A 24,678-nucleotide genomic window follows, 5' to 3' on the forward strand; every position below is an offset into this window, starting at 1 on the left:
TCATTCGCGACCTGCCCGGAGCTTCGTGGCGCTGCGCGTGTGAGGCAGCAGGGGCGGGGATGGCCCGCTTCGCACCGCGTCGTGGCGATGGCTGATGAGGCCCGCGCGCCACTCCTGCTGGGCAGGCGAGCGCTCGGGGGGCGAAGTGGGCGTGCGCGCGTGGAGGTGTAGCGCCCTCGGTGGCGTATGAGGCCAGCTCACCGCCCGACACGGTGCGCCTCATGGTCGAGGCCGGCATGGGCTGCCCGCGAGTGACGCGGCGTGAGACACGTCTCCACGAGGTGGGCATCATCCCTGGAGGGTCCCGCCAGGCGCGCATCGTCGGCGTCGGGAGGGCTCACGGTGCGAGGAACCCGGTGGGCCCTGGGCGGCCCGAGGAGCTCGAGTCACGTGGACGCCGACGGCGAGGCAGGAGGACAAGAGCGCGAGCGGGCACTGGAGCTGCTGCGCCGGTTCGGGTGGAACGCCACGTCCTTCCAGGTGTTGATGCCGGGCTTCCGCTACTGGTTCGACCCGGCGGGGGACGCCTTCGTCGCGTACGTGGACACGGGCGGCGCATGGGTGGCGGCGGGCGCGCCCATCACCGCGCCGGAGTCCCTGGCGCGCGCGGTGGCGGGCTTCCAGGACGCGGCGCGACGCGCGGGCCGGCGCGTGTGCTTCTTCGCCACGGAGCCGCGCTTCACGGAGTGGGTGCCCATGGAGTCGCTCTCCATTGGCGAGCAGCCGGTGTGGGAGCCCTCGCATTGGGAGGCGGTGGTGCGCGGCAGCCGGAGCCTGCGTGAGCAGCTCCGCCGCGCGCGCTCGCATGACGTCGTGGTGCGCGAGCTCCCCGCGCACGTGCTGGAGGATACCCAGCACCCCACGACGCAGGCCCTGGAGCGACTGCGAGAGCGCTGGTTGGCCTCGCGTCGCATGGCGCCCATGGGCTTCCTGGTGCAGCTGCGTCCGGATGCCTTCGCGCGGGAGCGACGCGCCTTCGCGGCGGAGGTGAAGGGCGAGCTGATGGGTGTCCTGCTCGTGTCGCCCGTCTACGCGCGGGATGGTTGGTTCCTCCAGGACCTCTTGAGAGACCCCGAGTCGCCCAACGGCACCGCCGAGGCCCTGGTGGACGCGGCGATGCGCGCGGCCTCCGCCGAGGGCAGGCGCTACGTGACGCTGGGACTGGCGCCGCTCTCGGGCCCCGTGCGGCCATGGCTGCGACTGGCGCGCGCGTGCGGCAAGCCGCTGTTCGACTTCGAGGGCCTGCGCGCCTTCAAGGCGAAGTTCCGTCCAGACGCGTGGGTGCCGCTCCACCTCGCGTACCCCGAGCCGCGCGGTGGACTGTTCGCCGTGTATGACGCGCTCCGCGCCTTCGCGCGCGGCGGTCTGGTGCGCTTCGGCGTGGCGACACTGCTGAGGCGGCCCCGGCTGCTGGTGCATGGGCTGGCGGTGCTGCTGATTCCATGGACGGCGCTGCTGGCGCTGCCCGCCACCACGCGCTGGTTCCCCTCGGTGCGCGTGCAGTGGAGTTGGGTGTTGTTCGACGTGGGGTTGGCGGCGGGGCTCTTCTCTCTGGTGCGACGCTGGCGCGACAGCCTGGCCACCGCGCTGGTGTGCCTCACCGCCGCGGATGCGTGCCTCACCTTCGTACAGGCCGCCACCTACAACGCGGGGCGCGCGAGGGGCCCGGTGGACTGGCTCGTCATCACCGCCGCCGTGCTCGCGCCCGCCACCGCCTCCGGGCTGCTCGTCCGCGCGCGCGACTTCCGCCTGCCCGCGCGCTGACGCACCGCGCTCCCTCCAGGACTCAACACCGCACCCGCCTCGCGGACCCCGTGGGTTTCCACAGGTGGACACTCCTCCGTCGGTCTCCTGGACCGCAGGCCGAGGAAAGTGGTGTTTTCCTGAAAGAGCTGTTCCGGCATCGGGCGCCGCGACTTTCTCGCGGCGTCGTCCGTTGCCGGTTGGGAGGGGTGACCATGCGAACGCCGTCAGGCGTTGCCCTGTCGCTCGCCGTGTTGCTGTGGGTCCATGAGGGCCACGCCGCGCCCGAAACACAGAGCTCGGCTCCACCGCCATCACCGTTGCCATCGGGGGTGTCGCTCGTGTTGTGGAAGCTGTCGGTGCCCGCGAGCGCGGCGCCGACGCCGGAGCGGGTGGCGTTGGGAGAGAAGCTCTTCAACGACAAGCGGCTGTCATTGGACGACAGCACGTCCTGCGCCACGTGCCATGACCCGAACAAGGGCTTCACGGACGGCAAGGCGGTGTCCGAAGGCGTGAAGAGCCAGAAGGGCATGCGCAACAGCCCCACGGTGCTCAACGCCCTCTTCAATGCCTCGCAGTTCTGGGACGGGCGCTCGTCCACGCTGGAGGACCAGGCGAAGCTGCCCATCCTGAATCCGATTGAGATGGCCATGCCCTCGCCGGAGGCGGTGGTGACGAAGCTGCGGGGGATTCCCGAGTACGTCACCTCCTTCCAGGCCGTCTTCAAGCGGGACATCACCTACGACGACCTGGCCTCGGCCATCGCCGCCTTCGAGCGCACGCAGTTCTCCGGCAACGCGCGCTTCGACCGCTTCATCCACGGCGAGACGAAGGCGCTCAACGAGTCGGAGCGCCGGGGTTGGGCCCTGTTCAACGGCAAGGCGCGGTGCAACTCCTGTCACGCGGGCAACGCGGTGTCGCCGCTGTTCAGCGACCAGAAGTTCCACAACATCGGCGTCGCCGCGCACAAGCAGGACTTCCCGCAGCTCGCGCGCGAGGGCGTGAAGCTGGTCCGCCTGGGCGACGAGAAGCAGATTGACGAGCTGGCGCTGCAGACGCGCTTCTCCGAGCTGGGGCGCTTCCTGGTGACGAAGCAGGAGAACGACGTGGGCGCGTTCAAGACGCCCACGCTGCGCAACATTGGAATCACGGGGCCGTACATGCACGACGGCTCGTTGACGACGCTGTGGGACGTGATGGACCACTACAACAAGGGTGGGGTGGCCAATCCGTACCTGGATGGAGGCATGCAGCGACTGGGGCTGACGGAGCCTGAAATCGATGACCTGGTGGCCTTCCTCTTCACGCTGACCGACGAGCGCTTCACGAAATACAACGGTCAGGAGCTGGCGAGGCAGCGTGCGCGCAAGGGCCAGCGGCCGGAGCGGGACACGGCGGTGGCGCTGGGGAAGAAGGGCAACCTGGGAGACCTGGCGCCCAATCCGGACCTGTCGGTGAAGAACCCGGCGGACATCGGTGTGTACGGCACCGAGACGCTGCCCAAACCCTCACCCGCTTCGACGAAGCAGCCCTGAGGAGGCGCCGTCCATGGGGAACAAGTTCCGAAGCATCGAGACGAAGCACTACGAGGAACGCGACGCCTTCTTCGAGGGCCTGAAGCGGTTGGACCGGCGCGCCTTCCTGCGGGTGGCGGGGATGTCCGCGGGCATCGTCGCGGGGATGGGCTTGAGGACGCCGCAGAGCTTCCAGCTCGTCAACGTGGCGGAGGCGCAGGGGACCAGGCCGCGCTTCTCCTTCGCGTACATCTCCGACACGCACCTGTACGAGCAGAAGCTGAATGACCGCTTCATCCGCTCCATCCTGAAGGCGGTGGACGACGTCAACGGGTTGGACCCGCAGCCGGACTTCGTGCTGTTCGGCGGAGATCTGGCGCAGCTGGGGCAGGCGGGTGAGCTGAAGCTGGGGGCGCAGATTCTCAAGAGCGTGAAGGCGCCCGTGCGGATGATGGTGGGCGAGCACGACTGGTTCCTCGACATGGGGGAGCTGTGGCGGGACTTGTTCGGCGCGCCGAACTACTCGTTCGACCACAAGGGCGTGCACTTCGTGGTGCTGAACTCGATTCTGGAGAAGGACTTCTGGACGGAGCGGAAGCTCACGCCGAAGGAGCGGATGCAGATTGTCGCGGGCCTGGACAATGGCATCCAGTCTCGCTTCGAGGTGGGCGGTGAGCAGCGCGAGTGGATGAAGCAGGACCTGGCGAAGGTGGACAAGAAGACGCCGGTCATCGTCTTCAGCCACTCGCCGCTCTACAAGTACTACCGGCCCTGGAACTTCTGGACGGACGACGCGGACGAGGTGCAGGCGCTGCTCAAGCCCTTCGAGCGTGTCACGGTCATCCATGGGCACACGCACCAGTTGCTGACGAATCGCATCAACAACATCCAGTTCCACGGGATGCTGTCCACGGCGTGGCCGTGGCCGTATGCGCCGGAGGGGTTGCCGCAGCTCACGGTGCAGATGAATCGGCCGGACCCGTTCAGCCAGTTCGACGGCTGTGGGGATGGACGGGTGGACGTGCTGGAGTCGGGGTTGGTGGACAAGCTGTACAACCTCTGGGAGCGCAATCCCATCACCGTGCGTGCGAGCTATCTCTCGTCGAGCGGGAAGCAGGATGCGCCGCCCCGGACGAAGCTTCCGAGCTACTGAGCGCGAGGGGACACGATGACCTACCGGATGAAGCTGTGGGTGGGAGCCGGAGCGCTGTTGTCCTTCGCGGGGGGCGTGGCGTTGGCCACGAGTCCCGCGCCGCGCCCCGAGTCTCTTCAGAAGACGGAGCTGCCGCGTCATCAGGTGCCGGTGTCGAAGGACGGCAACCTGGTGGTGGGGATGTGTGACGGGGAGACGTCGCTGGAGGTGAAGGGCGTCAAGGAGGGGCAGTCGCTGACGCGCGAGCAGGCGGCGCGGGTGTCGGCGGAGTTGATGGAGACGTGGCTGAAGAAGAACCCGGATGCGAACTGGGACCCGGCGCCTCCGCCTGGGGTGGCGCAGGGACAGAAGCAGGCGCCGCAGCAGAAGAACCCGCCCATGGGGACGCAGAAGCCCGCGACGGGAGGGGACATGCGCGAGGGTGGGGTGACGGCGGAGAGTGGTGGCAAGGAGGTCCGCAAGCAGGCGGGGACGAACATCCAGGACGGGCACTCCTACGGCGCGTTCACGGAGCGAGACGAGGCGGTGTGGGCGGCGTCCACGCAGCAGTTCGTGGACGAGGGGCACCGGGTGTTCCACGACGCGGCGGCGGTGGGTGGGACGATTGCGGTGTCCTGTGACATGTGCCACCCGGATGCCTCGAACACGCATCCGGAGACGTATCCGAAGTACCAGGTGCAGCTGGGCCGCGTGGCGCTGCTGCGGGACATGATCAACTGGTGCATCGAGAACCCGGTGCGCGGCAAGCCGCTCGCGGATGGGGACCCGAGGTTGCGCGCGATGGAGGCGTATATCTACGCGCAGCGGAAGGGCACGAAGCTGGAGTACGGGAAGAAGTAGGCCGCGCGCTGTTGATATGACCCCTCGGGTGGAAGGTCTGCCCGGGGGCGTCATGAAGCGGTGGTTGTGGTGCTGGTTGGGAGTCTGGCTGACGTCATGCGCGACGACGCCGACGCCCGAGAGTGAGCACGAGTATCCGGACGAGTACACGCGGCTGGAGGAAGGCGCGTGCGTCAAGTTCCTGTGCGCGGCGGAGGCGTGTGCCCTCTATCGGTGCGAGGACGTGGAGTCCTGGGGCCGGGTGGTGCCGGCGCGTGGTGCTTCATTCGTGCTGCCGCCGAGCGCGGTGCACTCACCGCAGCGAAACTGGGGCAACGTCCAGGGGCTTCCCGGGCATGCGCAGCCTGTCTTCGTCATTCGCTGGTACGGGCGGGAATTGCTGCCCAGTCAGAAGCGACTGCTGGAGATGGCGAAAGCGCTGGCGACGAAGCCGCGCGAGAAGCACCACATCTTTCCCCAGGAGGAGGGCCTCAAGTCCTGGTTCGAGTCCCGTGGCATCAACATCCACAAGGAGACGATGCTCATCGACGTCGACACGCACCACCGCATCCACCATGGTGTGAAGGGTGGGCCCTGGAATGAGGCCTGGAGGAAGTTTCAGCGAATCAATCGAGGTGCTACCCAAGAGGAGATGTACCGGTACGCTCGGGAGTTGATTGTTCGCTTCGACCTGATTGGGCCCATCCTGCCCTACCATCTCCTCGTGGGGCCCTCCCTTGAGTACTGACACCCGGTTCTACGATCTCCTCCCCGAGGACTCACCGCTTCTGAAAGGTCAGTACAACGGCGCGCACAAATGGAAGCTGCCGGGCGTGAACTGCCCCACCTGCAAGGCCATCTGGGGGGGAGCGGGCGTGAACTTCCCCGGTGTGGACTTGTCCGCCCTGCCAGAGGCGAAGAAGTATGAGAAGGCTCGCTTGGAGCAGGACTTCACGGAATACGAACGGCTGCGTGACCAGGTTCGTGGCCTCGTCGCCCCTGATGACCCGCTGGAGCCTGCGGCGACTTTTGGCCCACTCGTTGGGACGGCCAAAGGACCGTTCTCAGCGTTCGTTCACCAATATGGGGACACCCTGCTCGTTCGCGAGGATGTGCTCGAACCCTTGCTCTCGACGGGGCTCCGAGGTCTGCGCACCGTGAGAACGGCGCTGCGCTTTCGTCCGAAGGGTGTCGAAGAACTCCTGGAGTTCGATATTCAGCACCGAGGCCTGCTGCACCGTGACTGCATTCCCGAGCGGTTCGCGACGCCTTGTCCGAAGTGCGGCCGTCGAGGCTATGGCCTCCCCAAGGAGCCCATCCTCGATGCGACCTCACTGCCACCGGACCTGGACCTGATGCGCTTGAGGAACTACTCGATGGTGCTCGTCGTCACCCAGCGCTTCAAGGACGCCGTGGAGCAGCTCAAGCTCGAGGGCCTGAGCTTCCGTGAGCTGCCAGTGCGCTGACCTCGGGGGCCTTTCACTTGGAGGACCGACGAGCCCGCACGAGACGCGAGTGTTGACGACGGTGGCCGGAAGGACGATGACTCGCTGGCAACGGTGTCCTCGCGCCCATGAGCTTCTCTCCGCCCATCTCCGCTCCTCCCGATGCACTCACCACCCTGCGCGCCCGGGGCTATGCCGTCCTGGACCGCGCGGGCCTGTCCGAGCTGGTGGGCATCCCCGCCGCGACGATGGACCTCTGGCGGCCCACCTGGGATGCCCTCCCCGCCGATGGCTACCTCCGCGACGGTGGCCGGTATCGCTCGCGTCGACACTCGTGCTTCATCGTCGACGGCGCCACCGTCACCTCCGTGCCCCACCGCGCGCACTGGCAGCCCGTCGAGTACAACGCGCTGCACGGCGGCCTGGAGCGCTGGTTCGAGCCGATGACGTCCACCGTCGTCGAGCGTCCCGAATGGCCCCGGCTGCTGAGCCAGCTCGCGGCCTGTGCGTCCGCGCTGAAGGGACCCCAGACCTGGTACGTGGAGTCGCACCAGTTCCGCATCGACACGACGGATGGCATCGGCCGCCCAACGCCCGAGGGCGCGCACCGCGACGGCGTGGACTTCGTCGTCGTGCTGCTCGTCGGTCGCCAGGACATCAAGGGCGGCGAGACGCGCGTGTTCGAGGCCGCCGGTCCCAATGGCATCCGCTTCACGCTGACGGAGCCATGGTCCGCGCTGCTGCTCGACGACGAGCGCGTCATCCACGAGAGCACGCCCATCCAACCCGTGGGCGCCCAGGGGCACCGCGACACGCTGGTGCTCACCTTCCGCGCGAAGAGCTTCCAGGGGCCCTGAGCGACAAGCAGTCCCTGGAAGCACTCCGCGGACTTCAGTGACTCAGGGCTTCGGGGCGATGGAGACCTTCACGCCCTCGGACCAGACCTTGTGCTCGTCGGCGTAGTACAGGTACGCGCGGCTCGCGGGACCGGTGTACGTGCCGGGCACCGCGGCCACCAGGGACAGCGGCACCTCGATGCGCTTCTTCGCCTCCATGCCGCGCCAGTACAGGACGACGTCGCGTCCGAGCACCTCGTACGCATCCACCAGCTTGCGCTTCACCAGCTCCTTGAGCTGGTCATGCCGCACCTCCAGGCCACCGGGCACGCCGAAGATGGCGACCGCCGTCGGCAGATGCTGGCCGGTGCGGTTCATGACCATGACGCGGGCCTCGGTGGGCTCGCCCTCGGTCAGCTCATGCTTCGCCAGGGCCACCTCCAGTGACACCTGCGTCTCCTTGGAGCTGTCCGGCACCAGCGCGTTGAAGGTGACCTCCACCGTGTACGGCAGCTCCGAGCCATCCTCCATGCGCAGCTCCAACTGACGCCCACCCGGACCGAGCAGCTTGCTCACGTCCGGCAGCTTGAGCGCCTCCTGCGCGGAGCCCGTGAAGCTCACCGCCTCACCCACCGGACGGCCCTCCACGTACACGCGCACCCTCCCCGGGACGAGGTTGGCCGCGTGGGCCTTGTCGTAGGCGATGATGGCGCGCAGCGCGAGCACCGTGCTCTGCGTCGCGCCGTAGCGGCCACCGTCGCTGGACTCGGCGAGGTACTTCATGGCGCGCCGCACGTTGCCCAGGTACTCAGGGTCCCGCAGCCAGGCCATCACGGACAGCGCCGTCGTCTCGATTTGCAGCGTGTCCCCCGAGCTGCCGACGATGGACTGCGTGCCGCCACCCACCACGCCGTTCTGCTCCTGGAGCTTCGCGAGCCGGCCCATCAGCGACCGGGCCCCGGCGCTGTCACCCGCGAGCGACAGCACGTTGGCCGCCAGGGCGACGACGTAGCTGTTGGTGCTCTTCGTCGCGGCCTGCTTCACCGCGGCCACCTCGCGCGTCAGCTCCTTCGCCGTGGCGGCCTTCTGGGGCGCGCTCTCCAGCAGCGCCCAGGTGATGTAGGCGTTGGACGTGTCGGGGTCCTCCACCCAGACGTGCAGCGCGCGGCGCTTGCGGTTGAAGCCGCCCTGGCCATCCCGCTGCTTCAGCATCCACTCCCGCGTGCGCAGCACCATCTGCGTGTCCACTCCGTGCACCTGCTGCATGTCCGTGAAGTGGAGCAGGCCGAAGGCCGTGAGGGCCTCGTGGCCAGGGGCCTCGCCGAACCACTCGTAGCCCTGCTCCTTCGTCTCGAAGCCCACCAGCCGCTGGTAGCCCGACGCCAGCTTCTCGCGAGCGGAGGCCACCAGCTCCGGGGCCACCCCGGTGTGCGTCTGGAAGTACTGCTGTGCCATCGTCATCGGGTACGTGGTGGAGCTGGTCTGCTCGAAGCAGCCGCTCGGCTCGCGGATGAGGCGCGCGAGCGACTCCGTCAGGTTGGACACGGGGCCCGGGTACAGGGCGATGGTGGCGCGGACGCTGCCGGGCAGCACGCTGTCGGGGAGGGTGATGGTGTGCGTGGCCGGCTTCTTCGAGGACAGCAGCCCGCCGAAGGACACGCTGCCCGGGAAGCCTCGGGGCTTGATGGACAGCGTGCGGGTGACGGTGTCCGAGTAGTTGCCCGCGCTCGCGATGAGCTTCAGGTCCACCGGCTGCGACTGCTGGCCAATCTCCAGCGAGAGCACCTGCCGCCCGCGTCCGTTCGCGGCCAGGTCCATGGTCCGGTTGCCGCTGAGCTTCACGTCGCCCTTCAGCTCCGCCTTCAGCGAGACCCCCGTCAGCGTGGCGTCCGTCCCGTTCACCAGCGCCACCGGCAGGCGGACGACGTCACCCGACGTCACCTCCAGCGGCAGCTTCGGCTCCACGTAGAAGGGCTGCGAGGACTCCAGCTCCGCCACCGCCGAGCCCAGCTCACCACCGTCGCCCACCGCGCCGGCCGTGGCCTTGAACGTCGTCACCGAGTCGTTGGTCGCGAAGCGCACGCGGACCTCGCCGGTGCGCGCGTCGGTGCGCACGCCCGCGTTCCAGTAGAGCGTCTCCGAGAAGTCCACCCGGTCCCCGGACTTGCGGCCCGGCCGCGTCATGTGCGCGTACTCGCGGAGGTAGATGAACGGCGAGTCCACCAGCAGCGGCTCCTGCCATTCCTTGGCGAGCGCCCTCTTCTTCCTGGGCGCCTCGTCGTCGTGGGGCGCCTCGAGGACCTCTATCTTCTGCATCTGGATCTCCGCCGGAGCCTGCATCTCTGGCGCCATGGCCACAACGGGAGCAGGCGCGGGAGCGGGAGGAGGAGCCGGAGGGGCCGCCATGGAGGCCACGGGGACGACCGCCCCTTGGGCCTTCATGTCCATGTTGTCATCCCTGAGGGCCATGCCATCGGCCTCGCCCTCTTCCCGCTCTTCATGGCGCATCTCAGGGGCCTTCTTCCACCGCATGCCGCCCTTGGCGACGCTGGGCGACTTGGGCATGCGTTGATTGCGGTCCGCGGGGTCGCGCAGGCCCGGCAACCGCAGCGACGCGTGCATCGCGAGCGCGCGCTGGGCCGCGTCTCCGTGGCTGGACATGAAGGTGCGCGGGTTGATGAACGCGAAGCGCCTCCAGCCCTGGGTTCCCAGCAGCAGGTCCACCGCCAGGCGCGACTTCGGGTTCTTCTTGTCGAAGTAGAGCTGCGCGTCGGCCAGCTCCTTCACCTCGTGCTCCAGCAGCACCATCACCGGAAGCGAGGGCGCCTGCTCGCGCTTCTCCTGGAGCTGCAGCACCGCGTCGTCGGTGACGGTGAGCATCACCAGCGCGGAGACGGGCTCACCGCCGCGCAGGGTGCGCGCCGTCAGCTCCACGGGCGCGCCCGGCTCGTAGCGGGTGCGGTCCGCCTTCAGCTCCACCGTGATTTCCTTCGCGGGCTGGCGGAACACCAGTCGCTCCGCCAGGGGCCGCCCGTCCGCGTCCCACACCGTGGCGATGAGCACGCCATCCGCCTTGCCCGGGTCCAACGTCACGGGGTTCTCGTCATCCGCGTCGAGCACCGCCGAGGCCACCCGCACGTCGCGCTGGCTCAGCGAAACCGACGTCCGGCCCACGCCCGTGTTGCTCACGACGAGGCGCACCAGTCCGCCCGGGGGAATCACGTCCTCCCGCGCTCGGATGACCGCGCCCGTCGCCTTCACGGTGGGCAGCGGGAAGGTCTTCTTGATGCCGGCCGGCGAGTCGATGCGCAGCGCATAGCTCGTGTCGGCGCGAGGGGTGAGCTCGAAGCGGCCCCGGCCCTCGTGCTCCGAGCGGACGTTGGCGACAATCTTGCCCGTCTTCACATCCAGCACCACGCCCGTCAGGTCCGCGGGCTTGCTCGCGGGAGTGCGCGCCTCGAAGTACACGCGCGACGTCAGCCCCGCCACCAGCTCACCGCCCTCCGGGTACATCGCCAGGTCCAGCGTCTGGAGGAGGATGGGAATCGTCTTCGCCGCCGTCTCCACCACGCCGCCATCCTGGATGGTGAAGGCCAGCGTCCCCTCGCCGCGCTCGATGGCCTTCGGCAGGTTGAAGCGGACGGTGCAGCGGCCCTGCGGGTCCACCGCGCAGGTCTCCTGGGCCACGCTGACGCCGTCGACGAGCGCGGTGGCGGACACCTTCGCCGTCTCGGGCACGCCGCCCTCGGCGCGCGTCACGTCGAGCGTCGCGGTGACGGTGTCCCCGGGGCCGTAGCCGTCGCGGAGGAACTTCACCTGCGTCTTCAGGCGGGGCGCGCGGTAGGCACGCACCTCGAACTTGCGCTCCACCGGGGCCCCGGCCGTCCAGGGGTCGCTGATGCGCAGGGTGTATTCGCCACCGGCCTGTCCGGCGGGGATGGGCCACGAGTAGCCCCAGGCCGTCTCAGGGGAGACCACCCGGCCCTGGGCGATGAGGTCTCCCCGGGGGCCGCGCACCTCGATGAGGGCGTTCACCCCGCCAGTAACCGGCTTGTGGGTGAGGGCCTGGAGCACGAGCCCTCGCACCAGGACGGACTCGCCCGGACGATAGAAGGGCTTGTCGGTGGAGACGAAGGTGAGGGGGCGGTCGCGCCCCGCGGGAGACGGAGCGTTGGGGCGGGCGGCGAGCACCAGGCCTGGCACCAGCAGGAAGGACGCGGCGAGGCCCAGGGTGCGGAGCACCCGTCGGAGGCGCGGGACAGGGAGGGTCATGTGGGCTCTGAACGGCTGAACTGGCGGGAAGTTCTGTGTGAGGGACTCAAGCTGAACAGGACTCGGTGTGTCTTCGATAGGGGCCACGGTGCGCGGGTGGCTCGGGAGGTGGGGTTGGGCGAAGCTGACCCACCGGAATGGGCGCTGGCGGGCCGTGTTGGAGGGCTCGCCGCACCGCACCGCACCAGGAGATGAGGACATGGGCAGGTTGTTTGTCGCGCCGCTGCTGACCGGGCTGTTGACTGCTTCCTCGGCGATGGCGGTCGAAGAAGACCCCTTCCTGTGGCTGGAGGAGGTGCAGGGGCAGAAGGCGCTGGAGTGGGTGCGCGCGCAGAACGCGAAGACGGAGGCGGTGCTGGAGAAGGACCCGCGCTTCGAGCCCTTCAAGGCGGAGGCGCTGCGCATCTTCACCGCCACGGACCGCATCCCCACGCCCGCCTTTCGAGCCGGGGGCGTGGACACCTTCTGGCAGGACGCGACGAACCCTCGCGGCCAGTGGCGGCACACGACGACGGAGGGCTACGCGAGCGCCACCATCCCCTGGGAGACGGTGCTGGACGTGGACGCGCTGGCGAAGCAGGAGGGCGCGCCCTGGGTGTGGAAGGGCAGTGACTGCCTGCCGCCCGCTGACTTGAAGTGCGTCGTCTCCCTCTCCAACGGTGGCAAGGACGCGGTGGAGTCGCGCGAGTTCGACGCCGGGACGAAGCAGTTCGTCGAGGGTGGCTTCCGGCTGAAGGAGGGCAAGCAGTCGGTGTCGTGGCTGGACGTGGACACGCTGCTCGTGGGCCAGGACTGGGGCGGTGACACGCTGACCGAGTCCGGCTACCCGTTCGTGCTCAAGCGCTGGAAGCGCGGCACTCCGGTGGAGCAGGCGACCGAGGTGTTTCGAGGCGAGCGCACGGACGTGTCCTCCTCGCCCACCGTGTTGCACGACGCGGACGGACAGCTCCAGGGCGTGCTCATCAATCGCGCGGTGACGTTCTACGAGTCGGAGCTGTTCCTGCTCGGGGACGCCGGGCCGGTGCGGCTGCCCTTTCCGCGCAAGGTGTCGTTCCATGCGTTCGTCCAGGGGCAGGTCGTCTTCACCATCGAAGAGGACTGGGGAGGCTTCAAGCAGGGCGCGCTCCTGGCCTGGTCGCTGGACGCGCTGAAGCAGGACGCCGCGAAGGCGAAGCCCACGCTCATCTTCCAGCCCGGGCCGCGTCAGGCCATCGAGCGCGTGTCGGCCACGCGCACCCGGCTGCTCGTCAATCTGTACGAGGACGTGAAGGGCGCGCTGGACGTCTACTCGTCGAACAAGGGCCGCTGGACGCGCAAGCGGCTGGCGATGCCGAAGAACGCGTCGGTGGAGATTGTCGCCACGTCGTCCTCGCACGAGAAGCTGTTCGCGGGCGCGGAGGGCTTCCTGGAGCCGAACTCGCTGTGGCTCGGTGACGCGGCGGCGGGCACGGTGAAGCAGGTGAAGTCACTGCCGGCGCGCTTCGATGCCTCCAAGCACCGGGTGGAGCAGTTCTGGGTGAAGTCGAAGGACGGGACGAGAGTGCCGTACTTCCTGGTTCGGCCGTTGAAGCCCAAGGCGGGCGGTGTCACGCCGACGGTGGTGTACGGCTACGGCGGCTTCCAGGTCTCCAAGCCGCCCATGTACCTGCCGGAGATGGGCAAGCTGTGGCTGGAGCGAGGTGGCGCGTATGTCGTCGCCAACATCCGGGGCGGTGGTGAGTTCGGCCCGCGCTGGCATCAAGCCGCGCTGCGCGAGAAGCGTCAGCGGGCGTTCGACGACTTCGCCGCCGTGCTGGAGGACCTGGTCCGTCGCAAGCTCACGTCACCGAGCCACATCGGCATCTACGGCCGCTCCAACGGCGGGGTCCTCACCAGCGTGGTGATGACGCAGCACCCGGAGTTGCTCAACGCGGTTGTGATTGAGAGCCCGCTCATCGACATGATGCGCTACCCGAAGCTGCCAGCCGGCGCGTCGTGGGTGGGCGAGTACGGCAACCCGTTCGCCCCCGAGGACGCGGCGTTCATCTCGAAGTACTCCGCCTACCAGAACCTCAAGCCAGGCGTGCGCTACCCCAAGCCGTACATCACCACGAACACGAAGGACGACCGCGTGCACCCGGGCCACGCGCGCAAGTTCGCCGCGAAGCTGGAGGCGATGGGGCTGCCGTATCTGTACTTCGAGAACACGGACGGCGGGCACTCGAACGACTCGGACCCGGTGCTCAACGCGCGCCGGTGGGCGCTGCACCACGTCTATCTCTCGCAGCAGTTGATGGACTGAGCGCTCAGCTCACGCTCTCCGCGCTGTAGCGGGCGATGAGGCCCGTGCGCACGGCGTGGCGGAACACGCGGTTGAAGAAGAGGGCGGCCAGCAGGATGTAGAGCACGGCGAGGCCGCCCCCCATCAGCACCGTCGACCACGACACCGAGCCACCGGAGACGATGGTTCGCATGCCCTCGAACACGTACGACGGGGGCAGGAGTCGGGAGATGGCCTGCATCCACGAGGGCGGGGTGGAGAGCGGATAGAAGACGCCGACGAACGGGGACAGCAGCGCGGGGATGGGCCAGATGAACCACTCCGCGGAGGGCCCCAGTCTCAGCACCACCGCCGTGCCGATGATGCCGAGCGCGATTCCGAACAGGAACAGCACCAGCAGGAACGGCACCAGCATGGCGCCATAGACGAGCATCGACAGGCCGAACACCGCGCCCGCGACGACAATCATGACGACGAGCCCCACCGAGCTGGTCGCGATGCTGGAGAGCACCAGCCCGGTGACGTACTCGGTGATGGTCATCGGGGTGGCGAAGACGTTGAGGAAGTTGCGCGACCAGACGTCCTCGAAGAACGCCATCGTCACGCCCTGCATCACCCGGGTGAGGAAGTCCCAGAGGAGCACCGCGCCGAGCAGCGCGGGCAGGAGGTCCATGCCTGGCTCGCTGGTGATGGTGCCGAGGTAGCGGGTGATGAAGCCCCACAGGACGATGTCGATGGCCACCCAGACGAAGAGGGGGAAGACGCGCGAGGGGCTTCCGCGCAGCAGGTAGAACTGGCGCAGGACGATGGCGGCGGCGCGAGACAGGCGCATGGCTAGGGGTGCTCCAGTGCGAGGGGCTCGCGGGCCACGGTGATGAACAGCTCCTCCAGCGTCGCCTTGCCGTGCTCGTGGGGCAGCTTGCGAGGGTCTCCCTGGAGGAGCACCTTGCCGCGTGACATGAAGAGGACACGGTCACACACCTCTTCCACCTCGTACATGTTGTGAGACGTCCACAGCACGCCGCCGGTGCCCTTGGCGGTGAAGTCGCGGATGCGGGCGCGGATGTCGCGCGCCGTCGACGGGTCCAGCGAGGCGGTGGGCTCGTCGAGCAGCAGCAGCTGGGGCCGGTTGAGCATGGCCTTGGCGAGCGCGACGCGCGTCTGCTCTCCGGAGGACAGCACGCCGCACCTGGTGTCGCGGAAGCGCACGAGGTCGAACTCCTGGAGGAGTGCCTCGATTCGCTCGGAGACGCGCTTCACGCCGTAGATCATTCCGAAGTAGCGCAGGTTCTGGACGACGGTGAGGTTGCCGGGGAGCGGCGCGTAGACAGCGGCGAAGTTGGTGTACTCGAGCGCTTGAGTGCGGCGCTTGGAGAGGTCCACGCCCTGGATGTGGATGGCGCCGGAGGTGGGCTCGAGGACGCCGAGGACCATGTTGATGGTGGTCGTCTTGCCGGCGCCGTTGGGGCCGAGCAGGCCGACGATTTCGTTGCGGCCGACCTCGAAGGAGATGCCATCCACGGCGACGGTGCTCGCGTAGGACTTGCAGAGCTCGCGAACGGAGAGCACCGGTGGGTTGCTGGAGGGTTCGGCCATGGCGGTGGAGCGTCCTGCGTCAGTTGTGAAGCTTCTCGTGCTTGCCGAGCATCTCGACGTACTGGGCGATTTTGCGGGCGCGCGTCTCGGCCTTCTTCACGTGGTGGATGCGGAAGAGGACCGCGTAGCGGTTGACCGAGTTGAGGGTGGCGAAGAACGCCTCCGCGCGGGGATTGGCGGCCAGTGCCGCCGCGAGGTCGGCGGGCACGGTGATTTTGCTCTGGGAGTCATAGGCGGCCTCCCAGCGTCCGTTCTGTTTCGCGTTCTCGATTTCGGCCAGCCCCGAGGGCTTCATCCGGCCCGCGTCGATGAGCGCGAGCACCTTGTCGCGATTGATGGTCGACCAGATGCTCCGAGGGCCGCGCGGAGTGAATTTCAGGATGTAGGCCGAGTCGTCGAAGCGGCCCTTCTGGCTGTCAATCCAGCCCCACGTCAGCGCGACTTCGAGTGCCTCCTGATAGGAGAGCGAGACGGGGCTCTTGCCCTTCTTGGAGAGCTGGAGCCACGCGCCGCGTGAGGTGGCGGCGTGCTTCTGGAGCCACGCGTCGAAGGCCTCCGCGTTCGCGAAGAAGACGATGGGCAGGTCACCCGTGGGTGTCGCGGTGGCGGGAGCGGACTTCGTGGCCACGGACTTCGCGGGTGTGGTCTTCGAGGCCACGGACTTCGCGGGAGCGGGCTTCGCGAGAGCGGACTTCCCAGCGGCCGGCAACTTCGTGGCCGGAGACTTCTTCCTCGCGGACGGGGTCTTCTTGGCGGGGCTCATCGGGGCCGGCTTGTACCACGGGGCCGAGGAGGCGGAGGACTCGCGCGGCGCTCAGCTCAGCTCCCGAGGTGGGTATGCATGGAGCCCGTGGTGGCGGTAGCGTCCCGGCGCATGCGCACTCTCTACGGGATGCACTACTCGGGTTGGACAGAGAAGGCCCGCTGGGCGCTGGACCACCACCGCGTGGACTACCGCTACCGCGAGCACATGCCGCTCATCGGGGAACTGGCTCTGCGCTGGCGCACCCCGAAAGGCACGCATCCCTCCGTGCCGTTGTTCGTCGAGGAGGAGGTCGCGACGGCGGGCTCGTTCGCCATTGCCCGCCGTGCGGAGCCGCTGGGGCAGGGAGCGGCCCTGTTTCCCGAAAGCGCGCTGGCCGCCATCCAGCGCTGGGAGGCGTTGAGCGACCAGGTGTTGGGCATCGCCCGCTCCAGCGTGGTGAGTCGCCTGCCCCACAATCCGCGCGCGCAGGAGGAGAGCCTGCCCTCGTTCATCCCGGGCTTCCTTCGGGGCGTGTCCGCGCCGACGGCCCGGCTGGGCGCGCGCTTCATCGCACGCAAGCACAAGGCGCTGGTGGACCCGGAGACGGAGGTTCGACAGACGGCCATCCCCGCGCTGGAGCATCTGCGCACGGAGCTTCGGGGACGGCCCTACTTGGAGGACGGCTTCACCTACGCGGACATCACCGCGTGCATGATGCTCCAGTTCGTGCGGCCGGTGGATGATGCGTGGCTGCCGCTCGGGCCGGGGACGCGCGAAATCTGGCATCACGAGTCACTGGCCGCCGAGTTCCCCGACCTGCTGGCGTGGCGAGACGACCTGTATGCGAAGCACCGCCGCCCCCAGGCCCGTGCGTTGAGCTCCGGAAGCGGCGGCGCGGCGTCCCGCGTGGGGTGACGCAAGTGAGGTAGAGACGGAACCCGAGATGACCGTTCGCTACTTCAGGCTGACGGAAGACATGCGAGCTGGGAACTGGGACCTGGGAGATGTCCAGGACGAACACGGCCAGGAAGTGGATGACCCCTATGTGTTCGCGGCGGGAAGACCCATCGCCATCCAGGGGCATCTTTCGGTTCCCATCGATGAGCCCGGGAAGCGATTGGACTTCTGCACCGCGGGACTCGGGGTCGCGCCCGTTGTCCACGTTCGGGTAGCAACCCTCTTCGCGGAGCTGGCGCCCGACGACGTGCAACTTGTTCCCGTGGCCATCAAAGGCCACCTGGACATGTATCAGGTCCTGGTGGCCACGAAGCTCATTGGCTGCATTGACGACAATGCTTCCGCCGAGGTGCGGTACTGGAAGCCGGAGCACGGCCAACCCGAGCGAGTCGGCGACTACAAGTCCGTCATCGGGATGCGCATCGACACGTCGAAGGTCGGCGACGCCAAGGTGTTTCGCACGCGAGGCTGGGCCGTTGCCCTCATCGTCTCCGAGGACATCAAGGCAGCCCTGGAGCGTGAGCGGACCACCGGCGCGAAGTTCACCGAGGTCTGACTCGCCACGCTCCGGACGCACGAACGGCGCCGGCCCCGCGAGTCCTCGCGGAAGCACGGCGCCGTGGCGCATACTGGGTTACTTCTTCTTCGCGGGAGGCGGCGCGGGCGGCGTGCCCTGCTGGCCCATGCGCTGACGAATCATCTCCTGAATCTGCTCGGGCGTCTTGCCCTTGAAGTCCTCGGGCTTGAAGGACCCCATGATGGGCGGCGCGGCGCTGGCGGCGTCCAGCTCCTCGTAACCGGGGGGAACGGCGAAGAGCGAGGCGGGCTGCGCGCCCATCTGGATGTTGGTGACGTCGATGTCCGCCTGGACCTTGCCCTGCTTGTCGAACGTCTGGCTGCGCACGTAGGCAACCTCGGGGAGGTCCGTGGGGCGCCAGACCTTCTGACGCTGGATGCTGCCCTCGGCGCCGGGAGGAACACCCTCGTAGACGACCGTGGGATGACCGTTGACCTTCTCGGTGCCGACCTTCTTGAATCCCTGCTCCTTGAAGCAGGCGTCGAAGTCCTGCGTCTTCCCCACACAGGCGCCAGGAATCTTCACGGACATGTCATCGAGGCTGCGACTGGTGGCGGCCTTCCTGCCGTGGAAGAGCGTGGTGCCCGTGCGCTTGTCCCAGTCGAAGATGATGGACATGCCACCGGGAACCTCGGCGGGCGCCAGGTCCATGCGCAGCATGCCCGTGCGGCCGTACATCTTGCCCTTCGTCTCCGGGGGCGTGCCCTTCTGTCCGGGCAACGCGGCGCTCTTCACGCGCAGGTCCCCGACCCAGTCAGCGAGGGCGGGCGTGGACAGCAGCATCGTGGCGGCGAGGACTCCCGACAGCGTCTGACGAACCGAGATTGAGCTCATGCCGCGCACCACAATCCAGGCGCCGCATGGCTGTCAAACCAACCCCGGACACACGAACGGCGCCGGCCTCGCGAAAGGCACGGCGCCGTGGCGCACGCGGGACGTGACTTTCGAGCCTCAGCCCGGCTGGCAGACCTGCCGGAGGATATCGAGCGACTCCAGCGCCTTGCCCGCCCCCATCACCACGGCGGAGAGCGGGTCCTCCGCGAGGAACACGGGCAGGCCCGTCTCCTCGCGCAAGAGCGTGTCCAGGTTCTTCAAGAGCGCGCCACCACCAGCCAGGACGATTCCCCTGTCGGCGATGTCACCGGCCAGCTCCGGCGGCGTGCGCTCCAGCGTCAGCTTCACGGCCTCGACGATGCCGTTGACGGGCTCGGCGAGCGCGTCGCGGACCTCGTCGCTGGACACCGTCAGCGTGCGCGGCACACCGGCCACCAGGTCGCGACCCTTGATCTCCATGGTCATGACCTCGTCCGTCGGGTACGCGGTGCCGATGCCCATCTTGATGAGCTCGGCCGTGCGCTCACCGATGAGCAGGTTGTACTTGCGCTTCACGTACTGAATGATGGCTTCGTCCAGCTTGTCGCCGCCGATGCGCACGCTCTTGGCGAACACGATGCCGGCCAGGCTGATGACCGCGACGTCGGACGTGCCACCGCCGATGTCCACAATCATGTTCCCGCTGGGCTCCGTCACCGGAAGGCCCGCGCCGATGGCCGCCGCCATGGGCTGCTCAATCAGGTAGACCTCGCGCGCTCCCGCGTTCGCCGCCGCCTCACGCACCGCGCGGCGCTCCACCTCGGTGATGCCCGAGGGGATGCCGATGATGATGCGCGGATTGACCAGCGTCTTGCGGTTGTGCGCGCTCTGGATGAAGTAGCGCAGCATCGCCGCCGTGATTTCGAAGTCGGCGATGACGCCGTCCTTCATCGGCCGGATGGCGACGATGTTGCCCGGCGTCCGCCCCAACATCTCCTTGGCTTCCTTGCCCACCGCGAGGACCTTCTTGCCCCCGCGCGCGTCATGCTGAACGGCCACCACAGAGGGCTCGTTGGACACGATGCCCTGACCGCGGATGTAGATGAGCGTGTTCGCCGTCCCGAGGTCGATGGCGAGGTCGCGCGAAAAAAGGGTGTGAAGCCAGTCGAACATACGAGGGCGGAAACTTTCGAAGAGTCGGCGGAATTTCCCGCTGGCGCGTGGGAAGAGCGGTCGCGAAGGTACTACGCGACGCGGCACGGAGGAAGAAAAGCCGGCGGCGCTCCAATAACCGCCTGGGGGGCAGTCGGCCACCGGACTTGGTCAGGCGAGGCCCAGGGCTTCAGGGCGCCGCTTCCGACTGGACCTGCTCGAAGCGCGTGGCCACGACCCCGGCCTGTTCGGCCTGCCCTTCAGGCAGGCACACGGGCAGCTCTCCCGCCCGCTCCGCTTCACGGTACTCGGGGGTGTGGCGCAAGGCATCGCTGGTGACGTGGAGCAGGCCATCCCGGACCGGCTCGAACAGCAGCGCGGTGAGGTACCAGGCGGGCGCGTAGTCCAGGCGGATGAGCCCGTGCACGCTCCACCGGTGCGGCGCGTAGTCCCAGGGGCAGCGGCCGAGCAGCTTTCGCAGCACCCACCCCGTGGCGTACTCCGCGCCGAAGATGAGGGCGGTGTAGGCCAGGGCCCGCAGGGGCCGGGGCAGGGGCTTGAGCCGCGCGGAGACCTCCTCCAGCGCCAGCGCCGTGCCCCCATAGATGGGGTGCATCCACAGGTAGGTTCGCGCCGTGGCGCTCCGGTCCCTGCTCAAGGCCGCGCCCGCGCCCGTGAAGAGCACTTCCATCACCCAACCCGTGCACCCGTAGAGCAAGAATCGTGAAAGCACGTCCTCAAGCTAGGGCTGATCCTCCCAACCGGCAGGCCCCACCGCGCTTCGAATCGCCGCCTGCCGCGGATGTGCACCGGTGGACGTTCCTCCCATCCACACGGGGGGCGTGCCGCGACTCCGGCCCACCACGCTGACTTGGGAGGCGCGACTTCGCGGAGCGACATGGCCCTACAGAACCCTGACGCACCCGCCTGGAGCGGGGCGTCGTCCCCGCGCGTCAGCGTGAGCCTCGGCGAGCCGCGCGCCTCGGCGTCGTGACGCCCGGACTCCAGGCCAGGTCGTGGCGTCCTCGTGGTGGGGGCAGCGCTCGCCACCTCGTCCGCGCCAGTAGCCTGACTCCAGCGGACTGGCGGGCGTGAGGAAGGGCGCGCTTTACGGCCCCAGGTCCGCCGTAGTACCTGAACGAGTGATGCGCTCCCCCGGCACGACATCGCGACTGCCCGGCTCCGGGAGCGAGACGCTCCGGACGGTGCTGCTCGCCTTGGGAGTCAGCCTCGTCCTGGCGACGGTCCTCCGTCCAGAAGCCGCCGAGTGCCCCACCGTGTGGGCCACGGAGCGGAGCTTCTACCTGGACACCGGCGCGACCTCCGTCCGCCAGGGGGCGAAGTCCTCCAAGGGGCCCTCCCGCCGGTGGGGCGCGCAGTTCCACGTCACCGACCTGGGCGGCTGGGACTCGGCGCTCCACGTCGGCTCCGGCCTGGCCTTCGCCCCGCCGTCCTCCGCGCGAGGCCGCGCCCCCTTCGAGCCGGACCTCCAGGCCCTCCATCGCTGGGGCCGGGAGCGCAGGCACGCCGTCGCGCGCGTCACCTTGAGAGAACGTCGCTCCGCGGCGGCCCCCACCTCGAGCGGGGACATCGCGGACCGGCCCTCCATCGTCACCCGCCCGTTGCGCGGCCCCCCGCGAAGCTCCTGAGCGTCGCGCCGGCCTTGCCCGGCACCGTGCGCTTGAGCGAGCCCGGAGGTATTTCGGGCGTTACGACGTCTTTTCCTTTCCTTCGCGCGCGACGGCCCTTGTCTCCGGTTTCTCGGGGCGGGGCAGGTCGTGTCCCAGCCGAGCTTCCCATTCTTGAGGTGACCTGATGCACGGAGCCCACGAGGTCCTCCAGGCCATTGCCATTGTCCTGTGCGTCGCCGCGGTGACGACTGTTCTCTTCCAAAAGCTGCGACAGCCCGTGGTGCTGGGCTACATCCTCGCGGGACTCGTCGTGGGTCCCTTCGTGCCGATTCCGCTGGTGGCCAACCCGGAAGTCGTCACGACGCTGTCGGAGCTGGGCGTCATCCTGCTGATGTTCTCGCTGGGGCTGGAGTTCAGCCTCCGCAAGCTGTTCTCCGTGGGCTTCACCGCGGGCGTCACGGCCGTCATCCAGTGCAGCATCATGGTGTGGCTGGGCTTCGTGGTGGGGCGGGCCTTCGGGTGGACGACGCTGGAGAGCCTCTTCACCGGCGCGCTCATCGCCATCTCCAGCACCACCATCATCGCCAAGGCGTTCGACGAGCAGGGCATCAAGGGAAAGCTGCGCGAGCTGGTGGTGGGGGTGCTCATCGTCGAGGACCTCATCGCCGTGCTGTTGATGGCGACCCTGACGGCCATCTCCACGGGCGCGGGCCTGAACGTGAAGGACTTGACGCTCACCACGGGCAAGCTGGTGGCGTTCCTGGTGGGCCTGGTGGCGGTGGGCCTGTTCATCATCCCCCGGGCCATGCGCGCGGTCATCAAGCTGAACCGGCCGGAGACGACGCTCGTGACGAGCGTGGGCATCTGCTTCGCGGTGGCGCTGCTCGCGCAGTCGTTCGGCTATTCGGTGGCGCTCGGCGCGTTCCTCGCGGGCTCGCTGGTGGCGGAGTCGGGCGAGGAGAAGCTGGTGGAGCACCTGGTGCAGCCGGTGCGCGACATGTTCGCGGCCATCTTCTTCGTGTCGGTGGGCATGCTCATCAACCCGGAGCTCATCGTCGAGCACTGGGCCGCCATCCTCGTCCTCACGGCGGTGGTCATCCTGGGCAAGCTCATCAGCGTGACGCTGGGGGCCTTCCTCACCGGCAACGGCACGCGCACGTCCGTCCAGGCGGGCATGAGCCTGGCGCAGATTGGTGAGTTCTCCTTCATCATCGCGGGCCTGGGGCTGTCGCTGAAGGCGACGGGCTCGTTCATCTATCCGGTGGCGGTGGCGGTGTCGGCCATCACCACCTTGACGACGCCTTTGCTCATCAAGGTGTCGGGGCCGGTGGCGACGTGGGTGGACCGCAAGCTGCCCAAGCCGATGCAGACCTTCGTCACGCTGTATGGCACCTGGGTGGAGCGGCTGCGACAGGCGCCCCGGCGCGAGACGCTGGGCGCGGACGTGCGGCGGCTGATTCGCCTGCTGGTGCTGGACGCCGTGCTGCTGGTGACGCTGGTGATTGGTACGACGATGTCGGCCGAGCGCATGGCGGGCTTCGTCGAGACGCGGACGGGGTTGGACGAGGACGTGTCCAAGAACGTCATCCTCGGCGGCGCGGTGCTGCTGTCGGTGCCGTTCATCCTGGGCGTCATCGGCATCGCCCGGCGGCTGGGCGCGACGCTCGCGGAGGCCGCGCTGCCGGCGCGCAAGGACGGAAAGCTGGACCTGGCCGCGGCGCCCCGGCGGGTGCTGCTCGTCACGCTGCAGGTGGGAATCATCCTGCTGGTGGGCATCCCCATCGTCGTGGTGACGCAGCCGTTCCTCAAGGGCGCCACCGGTCCCCTCATCGTGCTGACGCTGGTGGGCGCGCTGGGTGTGGCGTTCTGGCGCGGCGCGACGAACCTGCACGGCCACGTGCGCGCCGGAGCGCAGGTCATCGTCGCGGCGCTGGCGGCGCAGTCGCACTCGAAGGAGCCGGGCGCTGAAGAGCACGCGCTGGACCACGTCCAGGGCCTGCTGCCGGGCCTGGGCGCGCCGGCGTCCGTGCGGCTGGAGGAGAAGAGCCCGGTGGCGGGCAAGACGCTGGCCCAGGTGAACCTGCGCGGCCTCACCGGCGCGACGGTGCTCGCCATCCAGCGCGGTGAGGAGAGCCTCTCGGTGCCCACCGCGCAAGAGGTGCTGCGGGTGGGAGACGTGCTCGCGCTGACGGGCACGTGCGAGGCGGTGGACGCGGCGAAGGCGCTCCTGTCGGGCGTGGAGCCCGCCGCGCCGCCGCCCGAGTCCCCGCTCCCGGAGACGCGGGCCCACGGGTAGTCCGAGCCCGCCGGGTGGGGCGGTGGCCGTGTGCCGCCGCCCCTACCGCTTCACCGCGTACTTGCCGATGACGTAGAGCGCGCGCACGCCGTCCTTCCAGCCAATCTTCTTGCCCTCTTCGTACGTGCGCCCGTGGTAGCTGATGGGCACCTCGAAGATGCGCCAGTTGCCGCGGGCTACCTTGGCGGTGATTTCGGGCTCGAAGCCGAAGCGGTTCTCCTCCACCTCGACGGAGCGCAGCACCTCGGCGCGGAAGGCCTTGTAGCAGGTCTCCATGTCCGTGAGGTTCAGCCCGCTCGTCATGTTGGAGAGCGTCGTCAGGAGGTTGTTGAGCACCGTGTGCCAGTAGTACAGCACCCGCCGGGGCGTCCCGGTGAAGCGGCTGCCGAAGACGACGTCCGCATCGCCGTCCAGGATGGGCTGAATCACCTTCGGGATGTCCCTCGGGTCGTATTCCAGGTCCGCGTCCTGCACGAGGATGATGTCCCCCGTCGCCTCCGCGAAGCCACGCCGCAGCGCCGCGCCCTTGCCCTGGTTCTGCTCCTGGAACAGCACCCGGATTTCGTTCCGGTTCTTCGGGGACCCACCCAACACGCCCAACCCCTGCTCCGCGAGCTGCTGGAGCAACTCCCGGCTTCCGTCCCGAGAGCAATCGTCCACCAGGACAAGCTCCTTCGGAAAGTCGACGGCGATGCAGCGGCGCAGCAGCTCCGCGAGCGTGGGAACCTCGTTGTAAACGGGGATGACGAGAGAGACGAGCATGGCGCTCCGCGCTCTATCTCATTTCGACCCAGGGGGCGACTGTCCAGCACCCGGCGCGCGGTCTCAAGGCGCATGCCCTTTCCGCGCGGGAGGGTGTGAGATGGGGG

At 68.5% G+C, this 24,678-nt stretch carries 21 protein-coding genes; 13 read left to right on the forward strand and 8 right to left on the reverse strand.

Annotation, left to right across the window (positions count from 1 at the left end; genetic code table 11):
• Window positions 1–390 precede the first annotated feature (390 nt).
• The 7 genes from ACN469_RS18615 to ACN469_RS18645 all read left to right on the forward strand — a co-directional run bounded on the left by ACN469_RS18615 (window position 391) and on the right by ACN469_RS18645 (window position 7,531).
• Window positions 391–1,764, forward strand: a complete 1,374-nt coding sequence (locus ACN469_RS18615) for a phosphatidylglycerol lysyltransferase domain-containing protein (protein WP_498769750.1) — start codon at window positions 391–393, stop codon at window positions 1,762–1,764.
• A gap of 194 nt (window positions 1,765–1,958) precedes the next feature.
• Window positions 1,959–3,278: a cytochrome-c peroxidase gene (locus ACN469_RS18620; protein ID WP_498769752.1), complete on the forward strand. Its 1,320-nt coding sequence runs from the start codon at window positions 1,959–1,961 to the stop codon at window positions 3,276–3,278.
• Between the two features lie 13 nt (window positions 3,279–3,291).
• Window positions 3,292–4,410, forward strand: coding sequence for a metallophosphoesterase family protein (locus tag ACN469_RS18625; RefSeq protein WP_498769753.1), 1,119 nt, complete (start codon window positions 3,292–3,294; stop codon window positions 4,408–4,410).
• Window positions 4,411–4,425: 15 nt separating this feature from the next.
• The gene (locus tag ACN469_RS18630) at window positions 4,426–5,250 is read left to right on the forward strand and encodes a c-type cytochrome (protein WP_498769755.1); all 825 of its coding nucleotides are present in this window, start codon (window positions 4,426–4,428) and stop codon (window positions 5,248–5,250) included.
• A gap of 52 nt (window positions 5,251–5,302) precedes the next feature.
• Window positions 5,303–5,977, forward strand: a complete 675-nt coding sequence (sitA6, locus tag ACN469_RS18635) for a SitA6 family polymorphic toxin lipoprotein (protein WP_498769757.1) — start codon at window positions 5,303–5,305, stop codon at window positions 5,975–5,977.
• Entirely contained in the window at window positions 5,967–6,695 is a 729-nt protein-coding gene (gene sitI6, locus ACN469_RS18640) for a SitI6 family double-CXXCG motif immunity protein (protein WP_498769759.1), read from the forward strand. The genes sitA6 and sitI6 overlap by 11 nt, the downstream gene beginning before the upstream one ends.
• Before the next feature lie 107 nt (window positions 6,696–6,802).
• Window positions 6,803–7,531, forward strand: coding sequence for a 2OG-Fe dioxygenase family protein (locus tag ACN469_RS18645; RefSeq protein ID WP_498769761.1), 729 nt, complete (start codon window positions 6,803–6,805; stop codon window positions 7,529–7,531).
• Between the two features lie 42 nt (window positions 7,532–7,573).
• On the opposite strand, the gene ACN469_RS18650 is transcribed toward ACN469_RS18645, so the two are convergent.
• Window positions 7,574–11,782, reverse strand: coding sequence for an MG2 domain-containing protein (locus ACN469_RS18650; protein ID WP_498769763.1), 4,209 nt, complete (start codon window positions 11,780–11,782; stop codon window positions 7,574–7,576).
• Window positions 11,783–11,981: 199 nt separating this feature from the next.
• Here ACN469_RS18650 and ACN469_RS18655 point away from each other — a divergent pair, with 199 nt between their 5' ends.
• The gene (locus ACN469_RS18655) at window positions 11,982–14,063 is read left to right on the forward strand and encodes a prolyl oligopeptidase family serine peptidase (protein ID WP_498769765.1); all 2,082 of its coding nucleotides are present in this window, start codon (window positions 11,982–11,984) and stop codon (window positions 14,061–14,063) included.
• Between the two features lie 4 nt (window positions 14,064–14,067).
• Here ACN469_RS18655 and ACN469_RS18660 read toward each other — a convergent pair whose 3' ends face one another.
• From ACN469_RS18660 to ACN469_RS18670, 3 genes are read right to left on the reverse strand one after another with little or no spacing between them, the layout of a single operon-like run.
• Window positions 14,068–14,874 carry an ABC transporter permease gene (locus tag ACN469_RS18660; RefSeq protein WP_498769767.1) on the reverse strand — a complete coding sequence of 269 codons (807 nt, stop codon included), beginning with the start codon at window positions 14,872–14,874 and terminating at the stop codon, window positions 14,068–14,070.
• 2 nt (window positions 14,875–14,876) lie between these two features.
• On the reverse strand, window positions 14,877–15,638 hold the full coding sequence (locus ACN469_RS18665) for an ABC transporter ATP-binding protein (RefSeq protein WP_498769769.1): 762 nt from the start codon (window positions 15,636–15,638) through the stop codon (window positions 14,877–14,879).
• Between the two features lie 19 nt (window positions 15,639–15,657).
• Window positions 15,658–16,266, reverse strand: coding sequence for a YdeI/OmpD-associated family protein (locus tag ACN469_RS18670; protein ID WP_498769771.1), 609 nt, complete (start codon window positions 16,264–16,266; stop codon window positions 15,658–15,660).
• On the opposite strand from ACN469_RS18670, the gene ACN469_RS18675 reads away from it, so the two are divergent.
• Genes ACN469_RS18675 through ACN469_RS18685 form a run of 3 tightly spaced genes read left to right on the forward strand, consistent with a single transcriptional unit; the run spans window position 16,259 to window position 17,896 of the window.
• Entirely contained in the window at window positions 16,259–16,501 is a 243-nt protein-coding gene (locus ACN469_RS18675; RefSeq protein ID WP_498769773.1) for a hypothetical protein, read from the forward strand. The genes ACN469_RS18670 and ACN469_RS18675 overlap by 8 nt on opposite strands.
• Window positions 16,502–16,512: 11 nt before the next feature.
• Complete coding sequence (locus tag ACN469_RS18680; RefSeq protein WP_498769775.1) at window positions 16,513–17,298, forward strand: glutathione S-transferase family protein; 786 nt, start codon at window positions 16,513–16,515, stop codon at window positions 17,296–17,298.
• Window positions 17,299–17,326: 28 nt separating this feature from the next.
• A complete protein-coding gene (locus ACN469_RS18685; RefSeq protein WP_498769777.1) occupies window positions 17,327–17,896 on the forward strand; it encodes an imm11 family protein in 570 nt (189 codons plus the stop codon).
• 78 nt (window positions 17,897–17,974) lie between these two features.
• Here ACN469_RS18685 and ACN469_RS18690 read toward each other — a convergent pair whose 3' ends face one another.
• From ACN469_RS18690 to ACN469_RS18700, 3 genes are all read right to left on the reverse strand, one after another.
• Window positions 17,975–18,751 carry a LolA family protein gene (locus ACN469_RS18690; RefSeq protein WP_498769779.1) on the reverse strand — a complete coding sequence of 259 codons (777 nt, stop codon included), beginning with the start codon at window positions 18,749–18,751 and terminating at the stop codon, window positions 17,975–17,977.
• A 117-nt stretch (window positions 18,752–18,868) separates the two neighbouring features.
• Complete coding sequence (locus tag ACN469_RS18695) at window positions 18,869–19,903, reverse strand: rod shape-determining protein (protein ID WP_141641347.1); 1,035 nt, start codon at window positions 19,901–19,903, stop codon at window positions 18,869–18,871.
• A gap of 169 nt (window positions 19,904–20,072) precedes the next feature.
• The gene (locus tag ACN469_RS18700) at window positions 20,073–20,615 is read right to left on the reverse strand and encodes a putative ABC transporter permease (protein WP_498769782.1); all 543 of its coding nucleotides are present in this window, start codon (window positions 20,613–20,615) and stop codon (window positions 20,073–20,075) included.
• Between the two features lie 412 nt (window positions 20,616–21,027).
• Here ACN469_RS18700 and ACN469_RS18705 point away from each other — a divergent pair, with 412 nt between their 5' ends.
• Window positions 21,028–21,531, forward strand: coding sequence for a hypothetical protein (locus tag ACN469_RS18705; RefSeq protein WP_498769784.1), 504 nt, complete (start codon window positions 21,028–21,030; stop codon window positions 21,529–21,531).
• 166 nt (window positions 21,532–21,697) lie between these two features.
• Complete coding sequence (locus ACN469_RS18710; RefSeq protein ID WP_498769786.1) at window positions 21,698–23,809, forward strand: monovalent cation:proton antiporter family protein; 2,112 nt, start codon at window positions 21,698–21,700, stop codon at window positions 23,807–23,809.
• Between the two features lie 42 nt (window positions 23,810–23,851).
• On the opposite strand, the gene ACN469_RS18715 is transcribed toward ACN469_RS18710, so the two are convergent.
• Window positions 23,852–24,571, reverse strand: coding sequence for a glycosyltransferase family 2 protein (locus tag ACN469_RS18715; RefSeq protein ID WP_498769788.1), 720 nt, complete (start codon window positions 24,569–24,571; stop codon window positions 23,852–23,854).
• Window positions 24,572–24,678: the final 107 nt, after the last annotated feature.

Source organism: Corallococcus terminator (genome assembly GCF_049194865.1).
In the GTDB taxonomy this organism is placed as follows: Bacteria; Myxococcota; Myxococcia; order Myxococcales; family Myxococcaceae; genus Myxococcus; species Myxococcus terminator_A.

Excerpts from the sequence above, each read along its gene's own strand:
- ACN469_RS18620 (WP_498769752.1), top strand. The coding sequence starts at position 1,959 with ATGCGAACGCCGTCAGGCGTTGCCCTGTCGCTCGCCGTGTTGCTGTGG.
- ACN469_RS18625 (WP_498769753.1), top strand. The coding sequence starts at position 3,292 with ATGGGGAACAAGTTCCGAAGCATCGAGACGAAGCACTACGAGGAACGC.
- ACN469_RS18630 (WP_498769755.1), top strand. The coding sequence starts at position 4,426 with ATGACCTACCGGATGAAGCTGTGGGTGGGAGCCGGAGCGCTGTTGTCC.
- sitA6 (WP_498769757.1), top strand. The coding sequence starts at position 5,303 with ATGAAGCGGTGGTTGTGGTGCTGGTTGGGAGTCTGGCTGACGTCATGC.
- ACN469_RS18645 (WP_498769761.1), top strand. The coding sequence starts at position 6,803 with ATGAGCTTCTCTCCGCCCATCTCCGCTCCTCCCGATGCACTCACCACC.
- ACN469_RS18650 (WP_498769763.1), bottom strand. The coding sequence starts at position 11,782 with ATGACCCTCCCTGTCCCGCGCCTCCGACGGGTGCTCCGCACCCTGGGC.
- ACN469_RS18655 (WP_498769765.1), top strand. The coding sequence starts at position 11,982 with ATGGGCAGGTTGTTTGTCGCGCCGCTGCTGACCGGGCTGTTGACTGCT.
- ACN469_RS18660 (WP_498769767.1), bottom strand. The coding sequence starts at position 14,874 with ATGCGCCTGTCTCGCGCCGCCGCCATCGTCCTGCGCCAGTTCTACCTG.
- ACN469_RS18665 (WP_498769769.1), bottom strand. The coding sequence starts at position 15,638 with ATGGCCGAACCCTCCAGCAACCCACCGGTGCTCTCCGTTCGCGAGCTC.
- ACN469_RS18680 (WP_498769775.1), top strand. The coding sequence starts at position 16,513 with ATGCGCACTCTCTACGGGATGCACTACTCGGGTTGGACAGAGAAGGCC.
- ACN469_RS18685 (WP_498769777.1), top strand. The coding sequence starts at position 17,327 with ATGACCGTTCGCTACTTCAGGCTGACGGAAGACATGCGAGCTGGGAAC.
- ACN469_RS18690 (WP_498769779.1), bottom strand. The coding sequence starts at position 18,751 with ATGAGCTCAATCTCGGTTCGTCAGACGCTGTCGGGAGTCCTCGCCGCC.
- ACN469_RS18695 (WP_141641347.1), bottom strand. The coding sequence starts at position 19,903 with ATGTTCGACTGGCTTCACACCCTTTTTTCGCGCGACCTCGCCATCGAC.
- ACN469_RS18705 (WP_498769784.1), top strand. The coding sequence starts at position 21,028 with ATGCGCTCCCCCGGCACGACATCGCGACTGCCCGGCTCCGGGAGCGAG.
- ACN469_RS18710 (WP_498769786.1), top strand. The coding sequence starts at position 21,698 with ATGCACGGAGCCCACGAGGTCCTCCAGGCCATTGCCATTGTCCTGTGC.
- ACN469_RS18715 (WP_498769788.1), bottom strand. The coding sequence starts at position 24,571 with ATGCTCGTCTCTCTCGTCATCCCCGTTTACAACGAGGTTCCCACGCTC.